This is a genomic window from Bacteroides faecium (assembly GCF_012113595.1).
GTDB classification, from domain to species: Bacteria; Bacteroidota; Bacteroidia; order Bacteroidales; family Bacteroidaceae; genus Bacteroides; species Bacteroides faecium.
Genome location: NZ_CP050831.1, coordinates 1,208,159 through 1,222,864 on the forward strand (window position 1 = coordinate 1,208,159; position 14,706 = coordinate 1,222,864).

8 protein-coding genes are annotated in these 14,706 nt (G+C 39.6%); 6 read left to right on the forward strand and 2 right to left on the reverse strand.

Annotation, left to right across the window (positions count from 1 at the left end):
• Positions 1-15 precede the first annotated feature (15 nt).
• Entirely contained in the window at positions 16-1,536 is a 1,521-nt protein-coding gene (locus BacF7301_RS04420; RefSeq protein ID WP_087318735.1) for a RagB/SusD family nutrient uptake outer membrane protein, read from the reverse strand.
• A 12-nt stretch (positions 1,537-1,548) separates the two neighbouring features.
• Positions 1,549-4,731 carry a SusC/RagA family TonB-linked outer membrane protein gene (locus tag BacF7301_RS04425; protein ID WP_167960597.1) on the reverse strand — a complete coding sequence of 1,061 codons (3,183 nt, stop codon included), beginning with the start codon at positions 4,729-4,731 and terminating at the stop codon, positions 1,549-1,551.
• Between the two features lie 241 nt (positions 4,732-4,972).
• Between BacF7301_RS04425 and BacF7301_RS04430 the strand changes: the two genes are divergently transcribed.
• The 6 genes from BacF7301_RS04430 to BacF7301_RS04455 all read left to right on the forward strand — a co-directional run bounded on the left by BacF7301_RS04430 (position 4,973) and on the right by BacF7301_RS04455 (position 14,615).
• Positions 4,973-5,692 carry a FadR/GntR family transcriptional regulator gene (locus tag BacF7301_RS04430; RefSeq protein WP_167960599.1) on the forward strand — a complete coding sequence of 240 codons (720 nt, stop codon included), beginning with the start codon at positions 4,973-4,975 and terminating at the stop codon, positions 5,690-5,692.
• A 526-nt stretch (positions 5,693-6,218) separates the two neighbouring features.
• A complete protein-coding gene (locus tag BacF7301_RS04435; protein ID WP_167960601.1) occupies positions 6,219-7,526 on the forward strand; it encodes an NHL domain-containing protein in 1,308 nt (435 codons plus the stop codon).
• 20 nt (positions 7,527-7,546) lie between these two features.
• On the forward strand, positions 7,547-10,627 hold the full coding sequence (locus BacF7301_RS04440) for a SusC/RagA family TonB-linked outer membrane protein (RefSeq protein WP_167960603.1): 3,081 nt from the start codon (positions 7,547-7,549) through the stop codon (positions 10,625-10,627).
• A gap of 14 nt (positions 10,628-10,641) precedes the next feature.
• On the forward strand, positions 10,642-12,609 hold the full coding sequence (locus BacF7301_RS04445) for a RagB/SusD family nutrient uptake outer membrane protein (RefSeq protein ID WP_369805653.1): 1,968 nt from the start codon (positions 10,642-10,644) through the stop codon (positions 12,607-12,609).
• A gap of 17 nt (positions 12,610-12,626) precedes the next feature.
• Positions 12,627-13,478, forward strand: coding sequence for a BT_3987 domain-containing protein (locus tag BacF7301_RS04450; protein WP_167960607.1), 852 nt, complete (start codon positions 12,627-12,629; stop codon positions 13,476-13,478).
• 3 nt (positions 13,479-13,481) lie between these two features.
• Positions 13,482-14,615, forward strand: a complete 1,134-nt coding sequence (locus tag BacF7301_RS04455) for a TlpA disulfide reductase family protein (RefSeq protein ID WP_167960609.1) — start codon at positions 13,482-13,484, stop codon at positions 14,613-14,615.
• Positions 14,616-14,706: the final 91 nt, after the last annotated feature.

Genomic DNA, 14,706 nt, shown 5'->3' on the forward strand with positions numbered 1-14,706 from the left:
TAAGCATTTAAAAGATTAATAACCCGTATTCTGTGCTATCTCTGGATTAATGTCAATCACACTCACCGGAATAGGCAGAAATGTTTGCCAATCTTCTATATCATTCACCGTATAAGAATATTCCGTATAAAGAAGCTCGCTGTTCAAGTAGTTGTTTACTGTCTGAGTAGCGATACCCCAACGAAGAAGATCAAACCAGCGCTGGTTCTCAAAAGCCAGTTCAAGCCTGCGCTCATTACGTACAGCCTTTCTAAAATCATAAAGACCTGGCAGGTCGGTCAGTGTATATGTAGAAACACCGGCACGTTCACAAACCATATTCAAATACTTCAGATTGTCTGCCGAAGGCCCCGAGATTTCATTTGTCAATTCAGCATAAAGTAAAGCAATATCAGCCACACGAATCACAGGCCAGTCACTTTCGCCATCATACTGTGTAGTTACAGGATTTACATACTTCTTACAGTAACGACAATTACCTTCCGTCACCCACGTCTGAGTAGTTGTATTGAAATATTTCTGGGCGATATTCACATCCAGACGTTTATCAGCACCCGCACCTCTTTGTTCGTAAGCTGCAATAATATTGTCAGTAGGAGTATTATAACCGGAAGAAGTACCGATAATCACATTTGCACCATTATTGACCGGAGCAAACATATTGCCGAACGGCGAACCGATACCGGCATTTCCCGAAAGGTAACGAACCGCAAAGATTATCTCCTTATTCATCTCATTGCCAATATCAAAAACCTTATCATAAGCCACAAGATCACTACCCGACTGCGGATTTCCCACAGATTCACTTTCGAGTACTTCCTTACACAGTCGGGCGGCACGGGCATATTTCTCGTCACCCGCCCGGTAGTGCGTAGCATATACTTTGGCAAGCAACGCTTTTGCCGCGTTCAGGTCAGCACGTCCCAAGTCACCGTCCGCCATCTTGCCGGGCAACAGTTCATTATTGACAATATTCTCCAAATCTCCTTCAATAAGCGCATATACTTCATCCACCGTAGAGCGTTGCATATCACGGGCCACTTCAGAAGGAACCTTGGAAGTAACGATAAATACCGGCCCCCATAAACGGACCAGATTGAAATACTCCAATGAACGAAGAAAAAGTACTTCTCCCTCATATTGGTTCCGCAATGTCTCATCCGTCACTACATCAAGGTAAGATATAACATTGTTTACCCGTGCAATTGTGGCATAACAGGCATTCCAATACGTTTCCACCCATTCGTTTTCCGGTACGATAGTACCCTGGTCGAGCTGTTCCACCAGTCGTGTAGTATTCGAAGAAGAACCTGCAGCATACATACGTCCGTTATCCGAGCGCAATTCTGTCATGGCCCATTCGTAATACATCACATCATGCAGGGAATTATAACAACCCAGCACCAGATTATTTACCGACGAAGCATCCTTCACATACTTATCCGCCGCCACTTCCGAATAAGGATATTGATCCAAATCACAAGCGGAAAATACCATGACGATTAACAATAATCCTATATAATTTATTTTTTTCATCGTTTTCCTCCATTAAAAATTAATATCAAAACCGGCAGAAATGGTAGAAGTCAACGGGAACCCACCACGCTGATACCCCGAAATCATTGCACTGGAATAATTACCGGATGTCATACGCGACTCCGGATTAATGCCTTTGTAGCCACTTCCCCAAATATAGAGCAAGTTACTGCCCGACACATAAAAACGCACACCTGATAACTTAATCTTACGGGCAGCAGTTGCCGGCAAGGTATATCCCACTGTAAAGTTACGCAGACAAGCATAAGAAGCATTTTGCAAAGGATAATCAGTAAGCATGAGGTCATGTCCCGTTTTCACATTCTGATAAGGCGTTTTTCCGTCACCCGGATGTTCTGCACTTACCCAACGGTTCTTTGTGTACTTCTTGTTCCACTTCTTTGTTTCATTATAATATACATCACCATTAAGCACTGTGATGCCCTGTACACCCTGAATAAGGAATGAGATGTCGAAATCTTTAATTTGGAAAGTATTGGTGATGCCCCATGTGAAATCCGGGTAAGGAGTGCCCAACGCAACCCGGTCTTCAGGAGTCAAAGAGCCGTCATTATTGGTATCGACAATGCGTATTCCCCCCGGTGCATCGTCTGAAAAATGAGGATTAGCTGCAATCTCTTCCGCACTATTCCATACACCACACGTTTTGTATCCATAAAATTGAATCAACGGCTCACCCACTTTAGCAAGATAACCCTCATTTCTTTCACCTAAAGAAATCATTTGTTGTTCACCGCCTAACTCCAATAATTTATTACGCGAAAGTGAGAAATTTATATTAGTATCCCATGAAAACTTACGGCTTTTCATATTATGTGTATCAAGCTGGATTTCCAAACCTGAGTTACGGACTTTTCCTATATTATTCCAATAGTGTGTGTAACCGGTAAACGATTGCGTTGGTTGTTCGAACAATAACGCACGCGTCACTGAATAATAAGCATCTATCGCCAGATTGATACGGTTGTTGAAAAGTCCCAAATCCAGACCATAGTTAAACTCATCAGTCTGCTCCCATGTAATATTAGAATTAGCCAGCGAAGAAGAGATATTCGCAGAACCATTAACCAATGAACCCGTACCTTTGCCGGTCACGTAATTCGCACTGTTCAATACCTCGAGGGCTGCATTATAACTGATACGGTTATTTCCTGTCACACCATACGATGCACGAAGCTTCAAGTTAGAAATAGCCTTGATACCCTTCATGAATTTCTCTTCACTCACGCGCCAACCCAGTGATACGGAAGGGAACCAAGCATTACGGTTTCCTTTAGAAAAGAGCGATGAACGATCCAGACGTAGAGAGGTAGACAACAAATAGCGCCCCAGATAACTATAATTGACACGTCCCAGATAAGATTCCAATACAACATCCGGATATCTGAAAGTTCCCGTACCCGCCGTATTTCCATTACCCACACTAGCCAACTCGTAAACGGTGGCAGCATTCAAAGTATGGATGTCATCCGTAGCAAATCCCGTCGCAGCCATAGCCACCCGCTGATTCCGTGTCTTTTCTACAGTATATCCCAATAAAGCGTCAAGACTATGGTCTTTATTCTTTCCAAAGTCCAAATGGTAACTCAAGGTATTCTCACTCAACAAATCAATATAAAGTGCACTGGAATAAGTAGCACGGCTTGCTTCCTTGTCTTTCGTAGCGTCCTTATTTGCATAATAATAAGAAGGGGCAAAACGAACATTCAAGCCGTTGGATGTCTTAAACTGTAATCCTTTACAAAGATCAAGCGTGAAATACATGCTGGCCAATCCTTGCATAGTCTCGCTCCAACGGAAAGTATTAGTCATTACGCTCGCCGGATTATTATTGGCAGAGCTAAATGGAGACGATTTTTCCAATACCCGGTTACCGTCGGCATCCAACAACGGATTTCCATCGGCATCCACGGCAGTCGGTGTCATAATATTGTTAAAATGGCTACCTCTTGCAAATCCGGTATATCCGGTCAGGTCTGTGCTATACGCATTGTGATAGACCGGTAAAAAAGAGGGAGTACGATAGAAATCAATAAAGTTATTTTTCGGACGTTCCGTCTTGCTATATGTACCGGATATATTAACACCCACCGTAGCTATCTTTGAGAGTTTGGTATCCACTTTAGTACGGAAATTCAGTTTGTCCAGTGAATTGTTGAGCATCACCCCCTGGTCTTTAGTATAGGCCGCTGAAATAAAATATTTCGTCTCTTTGCGTCCGCCCGAAACACTCATCTGCACATTCGTGATACCTGCCATATCACGCAAGCCCTCTTTCTGCCAGTCGGTAGTCCCCATCTGGCTTTCCAAATAAGCAGCCCCGCGAGCAGCACTCGGTACTTTCGGACCACCTAAGGCAGCTTCTTCTTCCAATAAGCCCAACCATTCGGAAGAAGTCATCATATCATGCAACTGATAAGCGTATTTAAATCCCTGATAGAACTTAAAAGAATATTTCGGTTTGTCCGGCGTACCGCTCTTTGTCGTCACCATAATCACTCCATTGGCAGCACGTGAACCATAAATAGCAGCCGAAGCCGCATCTTTCAAAATTTCAATAGACTTCACATCCGCAGCATTGATAGACGACAAACCACCGGATACGGGAAATCCATCTATGATAACCAACGGTTCACTATCTGCGGAAATGGAACCCGTACCGCGTACCCGGATAGAAGGAGTCACACCCACTTCCGATGTCTCATTAGAAACCGTCAATCCAGTCATAGCACCTTGCAAGGCAGTAGTGACATCACTCACCGGAGCATTAATCAGCTTCTCGCCTTCCAACTTTGAAATCGAACCTGTCAAATGAGATTTCGCCTGTGTACCGTAACCGATTACCACAACATCATCCAACATCTTCGAATCTTCTTCCAACGTCACATTCACAACTGTGCGTTTGCCAACCGCTTCCGCCTTATCAACGTAACCGATATACGAATAAACCAAAATTGTCTTGGAATTAGGAACTTTAATGGAGTATTTACCTTCAGCGTCCGTCACAGTACCGGTAGGAACGGCAGCATCTTTCACTGTCACCGAAGCTCCAATCAACGGACCCTGTTCATCTATCACCTTACCAGTAACTACATGCTGGGAGTAAACGTTCAATGTCCCTACCAACAACAGGAACATCATCACGACTTTTTTAAAAATACAGGAGTTGTTCATAGATTAGTGTTTTAATTTCTGTGACAAACGTAACGATTAAAATTGGTAAACCAAAATTTTGGTCTACCAATTAATATTTATTAATAATTAGACATAAACTGCTTATAAATAACACGTTACGCGTACCTCTATATAAAAGGACAGGAGAATATTTTTACTAGAAAGCTTTACTTTGAAAGATAATATTTGTACTTTTACAGCCGAAACGGAAAAGGTCATCTTTTTAAAATATTTATATCTTATGAAAGACGAAATCAATTCGCAACCAGTTAAGCATGTAATAGAACACATAAAAAAACAAATATCAGAACGTCAGATTTTACCGGGAGAACGTCTCCCTTCTGAGCGTAAATTATCCGAACTTTTGAAAGTCAGTCGGTCACATGTTCGCGAGGCATTGCAAAAACTGGAATTATACGGTATTGTAAAAACATATCCTCAGAGTGGAACCGTGGTATCCGAATTCTCCAAAGACCAGTTGGATACTATGATTACCGATGCATTGAAAATCAGCAGATATGATTTTTCAAGCTTGGTTTATGTACGTGTACTTCTGGAAATAGAGGTCTGCAAATTATGCGCAATAAACCGCACAGAAGAGGATTTGAAGAATATCGAAAACACGCTTGTCGAACTGGAAGAAAAGTTTGATACAGACCTTCGTGTCGAAAAAGATTTTGCCTTTCACCAGGCCATTGCGCAAGGCGGACATAATCCGGTTATCAGTTCACTCCTGCTTATTATTACTCCTGATATTTTAAAATATTATCAAAAATACAAAGTTTGTGCCGTTCCTCAAAAAACGGTTCATGCGGAACATAGGGAAATGTTACAGAAGATAAAAGATAGGGACAAAGAAGGAATGAAAGAACTGGTGCTCCGCCACTTGGCCAATCTGATTGATTTTGCTAAAATGTCCGCGAAAGGCGATATCCCGGAATTCGAATACGGACATATCTAAGATACGTAAAAGAATAGATTTAATTAGTTGTATGCGAGAAACTATCCAGTCTCTTGCATACAACTAATTTCGTTTATATATAAAATTATTCGTCTGACTATAGTTATTCTTTCGTCTGACTATAGTTAGACGAAAAGTCAACAGTAGTCAGACGAAAGTTCAACTATAGTCAGACGAATATATTTATTCGATTGAAGAGTTAGTTTTATGCATACGGAAGATTAATTGATAGCGGTCGGGTAATTAAATCAAAAGGAAAACATAAAATTTACATCTACTTCACATCATCCCCACATATCCGTCCGAAAAGAAAATGCAGACACTCCCAAAATAGCATCACCTACATAGTAACGTTCAGTACACCAAACAATTACTAACGATACACTTGCTTATCCTATATTTTGACAGTTGATGTACAGTCGTATATAAAGCCTAATAAGTTTTCCAAAAAATAATTCATTCTTATTCATATATAATGAATTATTTTATATATGTTTGTGTCATACAACAAATAAAACTTAAATTTATGGCACTTAAAGAACACATTCAGGCACCATTAAGGAAAAGACTTAAAAGATTTTGCCTTTACTCCTTATTATTTCCATTATGTTTCTCTTGTAAAGATTCGGATTCCACTGAAGAACAATTCAATCCAAACAATCCTGTAGAAGTTACTGCTATTATCCCGAAGACGGGAGCAGTAGCCTTACCTTTAGTAATTCATGGAAAAAACTTTGGTAATGACAAATCAAAAATCAAAGTACTTTTTGATGATGTTCAAGCACAAGTTATCACAGCAAAGAATGAACACTTATACATATTAAATCCACGACAGACTGGTGGAGAACATACTGTCAAAGTAATTGTGGAGGATAAAGAAGGCATACTGAACGAAAAGTTTGATTACATTGTCACTTCATCTGTATCAACAGTAGCAGGAAGTGGTGAATACAATGATAATGACGGAAGTGCCCTCGAAGCGTCATTTCCAGGTCCTGAATACCTGTCTGTAGATGATAAGGGAAATATTTTCAATTCCGAATATAATGGTCGTCGTTTAAGACTGATATCATTAAATGAAAGGAAAGTTACTACACTCATTGAAAATGGTGATGTATTCGGCAGCTACTTTTCACCGGATTATTCTACTTTATATATAGGTATAGAATCATCCAGTACATTAGCAAATGAATTGGATTGCACTTCTAGCTTTATAAAGACTGTTATTCCAAACACACTAGAAATGAAGTACGGAGCTGCCAGTGCAGCAGTCGATTCACAAGGAAACGTTTATTATATAGGATACGCAGGAGCCATCGCCAAAAAAGACATAAAAACAGGAAAGCTAGCTATTATAGGAGAAATACCTGAGGAATTAGTTGGAGATTATAGTGGGATAGACTATTATGCTGCATACAATCCTAAAGATAATCACGTCTATATTTCATCCAGAAAAACCCATATTATCTTTCGCTTCGATGCCAGCCAAGTATCGTTAGAAAACGGAGACTTTGAGCTATATGCAGGAATATTTGAGCATACCGGTCACAACAATGGAGATCGTCTACAGGCCACGTTTGATTCTCCAAAGGGTATGGCATTTGATAGCAAAGGCATGATGTATATAGCTGACACCAACAACAATGTAATCCGTATAATTAATTCAGAGGGTAAAGTAAGTACATTTATAGGAAATTCGGAAGGAGGATATAAAGATGGCTCATTAGAAGAAGCTTTATTCTATCATCCGTATGATGTAACCATATCTCCAGATGATTTCATATATGTAGCAGACTACGGTAATCACCGTATTCGATGTATTGCAATTCAATAGTTAATTTAAACTGAGAAAAAATGAAAAAAAATATATATATCCTTCTTGCCTGCTTCTTACTCAACCTTCCCAATACTATAAAAGCACAAGATACAACATTCAAAATAACAGGTGCCGTTACTTCCAAAGGAGAATCGCTCCCCGGTGTAAATATTTATATCAAGAATAAACCAGGAGCTGGAGTAGTAACAAACATAGATGGACAATACCAAATAAAAGCACAGATAACAGATGTCTTGGTTTTTTCTTTCATCGGCTATAAGACTAAGGAGAAATTGATTACTAAGAAGATCAACAGACTAGATGTCGGACTAGAGGAAGAAACCGGAAAAATTGATGAAGTGGAAATCGTAGCCTACGGCAAACAAAGAAAAGTGAGTGTGGTAGGTGCCATTTCTTCCATTAAAGTAGCTGACTTAAAAAGTGCACCAGTTACATCACTTTCAAATGCTATTGCCGGTAGGATGGCAGGTATCATTGGAGTACAGCAAAGCGGTGAACCTGGATCCGACGTTTCGGAGTTTTGGATTCGCGGTATCAGTACCTTCGGCGCAAAAGCTACTGCCTTATTCTTAATTGACGGAGTGGAACGGACACAAGAAGATTTCAACAATCTGCTTCCCGAAGACATCGAGAGTTTTTCTATCCTAAAAGACGCTTCGGCTACAGCTGTATATGGTGCCCGGGGGGCAAATGGAGTCGTACTAATCACTACCAAAAGAGGACAAGAAGGAAAAATGACCATCAGTGCCAATGTGAAGACAATGGTGGAATACTTACCCAAACTTCCTGAATATTTGGGAGCTTACGATTATGCCAAGTTAGCCAATGAAGCAAAGCTCGTACGTGGAGAAGTACCTCTCTACGATAATAAAATGTTCGAAGTAATCAAATATCATTTGGATGACAATTTCTATCCGGATATTAATTGGCAAGATGAAATTCTTAAGAAAGCCACTTTCGGATGGCAGGCAAATATGAATATTTCCGGTGGTGGCAGTATTGCCCGTTATTTTATGAGCTTGAATTACAGAAGTAACGATGCAGCGTACAAAGAATCAAATATCAATAAATACAATACCAACGTAAAACGTCACCAATATAGTTTTCGTTCCAACATCGACGTTAATGTAACAAAGTCAACAATAGTTAGCTTAAATCTTGCTACTACTATCATCGACATGAATCGCCCAGGTATTGGAACTACCAAGCAAATATGGGAAGCACAAGCAAATATGAATCCACTGAACGTACCCAAGGTATATACCAACGGAAAATTTCCTGCTTACGGAACAGAAAGTGGCAAGCCGCAGACCTCACCATATGTACTATTGAACGAAACAGGATACATCAGCGAGTATTCCAATACTTTGCAATCAACACTTAGGCTGAACCAAGATCTAGGAATGATCACAAAGGGATTAAGCATCGAAGCCTCCGTATCGTTCGACTCTTCCAACTTTCATAATGGTGAACGAAAGAAAATGCCAGAACTTCATCAAGCTAAGGAATATAACTCAAAAGGAGAATTAATTACACAAAAAATATCAGAGGCCGAGCCTATAAAATATACGACATCTTCTGGAGGAACCAGAAGAATCTATATAGAAGGGCGTCTACATTACGAACGGATGTTTGGATGGCACAGAATCGGCGGGTTACTGCTATATAACCAAAGTTCATATAACACAACTAGCGCCACTACTGAAATAAGCTCTATTCCTGTTCGTACACAAGGAATTGCCGGAAGAATTACTTACTCTTATAAAGATATCTATCTGTCCGAATTTAATTTCGGATACAATGGCACAGGAAACTTTCCCAAAGGACAGCGGTTCGGTTTTTTCCCCTCTTTGGCTTTAGGTTGGGTGGTCAGTAACTATGAAGCAGTAAAAACAAAACTACCATTCCTTTCATTGATGAAAATACGATACTCGTTCGGCTTGGTAGGTAACGATGAACTAGACCAACGTTTTCCATTCCTAACCTATGTAGGTACTACTCCCGGATATAATTTCGGCGATCGTGGAGAAAATGCACAAGGAGGTATCGGCATAACTACGCAAGGTTCAGAAGGCTTACAATGGGAAAAGGCTGTTAAACACAATATAGGATTAGACCTTACAATATTCGACAAAATATCCGTAGAACTAGACTTCTTTCATGACACAAGAAGCCGTATTTTTATGAAACGTACCCAACTGCCGGACATAATGGGCATTCCGAGCACTCCGTACGGAAATGTTGGTAAAATGAAGAATTATGGGTGGGATGGAACTCTTAGCTACCAAGATAAAATTGGAAAAGATTTCTCTTATGAAATAAGAGGCAATTTCACCATTACTAAAAACAAAATTGTTGACTACGACGAACCCAACTATAAATACTCCTATTTGGCTAAAAAAGGAAAAAGCCTGAATATGACATATGGATATATAGCGTTAGGATATTTTCGCGATGAAGAAGACATAAAAAACAGTCCACAGCAATGGGGAAATGTAATGCCGGGGGATATCAAGTACAAAGACGTGAATGGAGACAATGTACTCACGAAAGAAGATATCGTTCCCATAGGCAACTCCAATATTCCTCGTATCCAATACGGGTTTGCCGGCAATTTTTCCTATAAGAACTGGGACTTAGGCATCTTTTTCAGAGGATCCGGTGGAGCAGACTTCTTTTATGGTGGGCAAGCATATTTCCCCTTCAAAAATGGAGAAACAGGAAATATCCTGACAATGGTCAATGACCCGTCGAACCGCTGGATACCAGCTTCCTATTCGGGAGATAAATCGACAGAGAACCCGAATGCACGTTTCCCAAGATTATCGTATGGAAATAATAACAATAACTTCGTAGAATCCACCCACTGGCTAGGAAACAGTTCGTTCCTACGACTAAAAACGGTTGAAATTGGCTATACCGTACCCGGTAACATACTTAAATACATATATATGAAAGGACTACGTATCTCATTGATTGCAGACAATCTCCACGTATGGGACAAAGTAAAGATTTGGGATCCGGAACAAGCCAGCAGCAACGGTTCGGCTTATCCGCTGACACGTTCTTTCACTCTTAACTTACAAGCTTCATTCTAAACATTTATATTATGATGAAAAGAATTATATACTTCCCGTTCATAACCCTACTTATCGGACTATGTACATGCTTTATACAATCATGCAATTACCTTGACATCGATCAATATATCAATGATATGCAATCATTAGATACCGTATTTCAGAAAAAAGGATTGACAGAACAGTTTCTTTATCATGTATATAGCTATTTGCCCACACCCGGCAAATCGTGGGACGGAGGAAACGATGCTTCTGTACCATGGATATCATGCTCGGACGAAGCATTCAATGTAGAGCCTGCAGGAGCAAATGACTTCTGCAACAATATATTCACTGCTAATAATAGTGATTTTAACAGGTGGAAAAGATATTATGAAGGAATACGAAACGCAAGCATATTCATACAACGTGCACCAGAGTGCAAAGAATTAAGTGCCATACAAATGCGCGAATACATAGGTGAAGCCCAATTTCTTAAGGCTTATTTTTATTTTGAACTTATGAAACAATACGGTCCCATTTCCTTGGTTCCAGAAAATGGTTTCACCCTTGAGCAACCTATAGACGAAATCCTAATTGGTCGTAACACATGGGACGAGTGCGTGGACTATGTCGACAAACTTCTTCAGGAAGCTTCTCTTAAATTACCCAATGAACGTCCTTCAGCCGACTTTGGCAAACCGACTGCAGGCGCCGCACTTGCGGTCAGATCAAGATTGCTTCTTTACAGTGCAAGTCCCCTGTTCAACGGAAATACTTCTTATGCAGACTTCAGAGACAAAAAGACTGGCAAAAACTTCATCAATCAGACTAAAGATGAAAGTAAATGGGCGATAGCAGCATTGGCAGCTAAACAAGTAATTGATAAAGGACAATATGAACTGATAACAGTTCCTAAAGACTATGACACTCCGGAATTACCAGAACATGTAATATCTGACCCAGACTTTTATAGTACTTATCCAACCGGAGCAGCAGGAATCGACCACTATTTGTCGTATGCCAATATATTTAATGGCTCTATTAGCGGGTCAAAAAATACTGAACTAATTTTTGGAATGCCAAACATGAGCATTGAGCGATACTGCGCCCCGAATAAGATAGGTGGATACAGTTCCATCTGTATTCCCCAAAAACTTGTAGACGCTTATTATATGATCAATGGAAAAACAATTGAAGAAGGAGGAAGCGACCCTGATTATCCCTACAGCCAAGAAAAATCCGGTACTCCCACCACCTTTTCCAGTTACCTGCTTCCAGCAGGCGTATATGGCTGGTACCTGAATCGTGAAATGAGATTCTATGCAACTGTAGGATTCAATAAATCTTACTATGTAGGCTCATCTTCAACATATGATGACTCTAAAAATTTTGAAGCAGAGTATTTTCCTGGAGGAAACTGCCGTTATGAAGTATCTGGAATTTGGATGGTCGGTTCATACAGATATTGCATGACTGGATACCTCTGTCGCAAATTCCAGCATCCAGAAGACTCTTACAGATACGGAAGCATTAAGCCTAAGGTTTGGGTAGATTATCGATTAGCAGAAATCTACTTAAATTATATTGAAGCACTGAATGAACTTACAGGCTCCTATACCATAGGAGATAAAACAATCTCACGTGACCCTGCCCAAATAAGGTATTATTTCAACCTCATTCGTCATCGAGCAGGATTACCGGGCATTTCGCTGGCAGAAGCCGGAGGTGATATAGAAAAAGTTAGGCAATTGATACGAAAAGAACGCTTCATAGAATTAGCATGGGAAGGACTCCGCTACTTCGACGTACGAAGATGGAAAATAGCTAATGAGGAAGAAAACGGTCCTGTGACCGGAATGGCAGTCTATCTAAAAGAGCCGGAATTTTATAGAGTCGTTCAAGTAAAAGAAGTAGTATATGCTTATAAAAATTTTACTATGAGAAAGAATTTTTGGCCGATTCCTCAAACGGAAATCACCAAAAACACTAATATAGTTCAAAACCCCGGATGGGAATAACACTTATAAAGAACAATATGAAAAAAATACATCTATTAGCGGTATTAGGAATCATCAACCTATTGACCTCTTGTTCAAACAAAGTAGATTTTGGAGAACAATATAAAAAAATTGTATATATAGTCAACAGTAAAGAGACTGTGTATTATTCTCAACACGATGTAGTCAAAGCGAGTAAAGGAAATATCAGTATATATGTCACAGGTTCAGAACTGCCTGCCCAAGATATCAAAGTGTCTTACAAGATAGACACAGAAGCACTAGAAAAATATAATAAAACAGAATATGGTGACCGGACCGAGCTATACTTCTCTTTGCTCCCTGAAAATCTATATTCCTTTCAGACGCCAGAAATCACAATCCCAAAAGGAGAACCCTATGGTTGCCTGGAATTCACAATCAACACACAAGAGCTACTTCACAACAAGATATATATCCTGCCTATCACTATCGACAGTGCAGAAGGTGCGGAAATCAGTGAAAACCTACATACTATTTTATATGTCATCCAAATACAAAATGAATATGCCGGTAATTATATATCCAGCTGTTCAGTCAATGGTATAGGCAAAGGAGACTTCAACAAGAAAGTTACCGCAGTGAGCAGTAGAAAAATCATGTTGCCACTGGCAAATCTAAGTAACACGTCAACCAGCAATACATTAGACTTTAATAAGGATTATTACCTGATTACCATCAATGAAGATAATACACTGATACTAGAACCGTATTTACAATCTATCATCCATCAAAAGACAGAAAAAAGAAGTTACTACGATCCTGAAAACCGTATATTCCATTTATACTATGATATAGAAGACAAATATGAGAATCGCGTATCAATTGAAGAAACATTAAAAGCTATATAATCAATGAAATTCAACTTAATCGCAGGCATCAGCCTGACAATTACTTTAGCTCTCTTCAATGAAGGAACTAAAGCCCAAAATGGCAAATACACACTTGATGTGAAGACAAATGCCACTGACAGTAAACTCTTTATCTTCCAAAAATCCGGGACAATCATAAAATTAGACTCTTTGGTGTCTGCCGACGGAATCTTCCATAAAGAAGGTGAAGTAAACACTCCGTACAAGGTTCGGCTTTTTCTCGTTCCTAAAAGCCAGTCATCTAATGAAACTTCTTTCAAAAAAGGATTTCCCATCTATCTAGAACCTGGAAATATAACCATAACATCCGATGGACAGACATTAGATAACTGTGTGTTAAGCGGAACTCCCTCGAACGATGACTTATATGCATATAATAAAATGAGAAAACCCTTCATTTCACGTATGAATCAACTTGAAAAGGATTTCGATAAGGCTAAACAAGAAAATAATATATTGAAAAGACAAAGTATACGGATTGAATACGATGAACTCGAAACAAAATTAGCTCAGGCTGAAAATGAGTTTTTCAATACTCATCCTAACTCTCTAATAAGTTTCGAATGGCTAACTTCATCTTTCAATATCATAAGAGAGAAATCGAAAGTGATAACTATGTTCGATCAAATGGGAGATGTCGTGAAACAGTCAGAAGCTGGAAAACAATTCAAAGCCCGTCTAGACCATACAATAGCTGTAGAAATCGGTGGAATAGCACCAGACTTCGCAGCCCCCAATCCTGAAGGAAAAGAAATTTCACTAAAATCATTTCGTGGAAAATATGTGCTAGTAGATTTTTGGGCATCATGGTGTGGTCCTTGCCGAAGAGAGAATCCAAATGTAGTAGTAGCCTACAATGCATATAAGAACAAAAATTTCACAGTATTAGGTATATCGCTGGACAATACAAAAGAAGCATGGACCAAAGCGATAGCAAAAGACGGATTGGGTTGGGAACAAATATCCGACTTAAAAGGATGGAATTCTGCTCTTGCAGCACTATATAGTGTACGAGGCATTCCAACCAATTTTTTGATAGATCCTCAAGGAAAGATTATCGCAATCAATCTGAGAGGTGAAGAACTACAAAAGAAGCTTAGTGAATTGATTCCATAATTCACTAATAGGCTACGACAATAACATCCTATAGTCAGATTATCCATATTCTCTACTTTCAGTAGAAATAGAATAGCCATGTACAATAGGA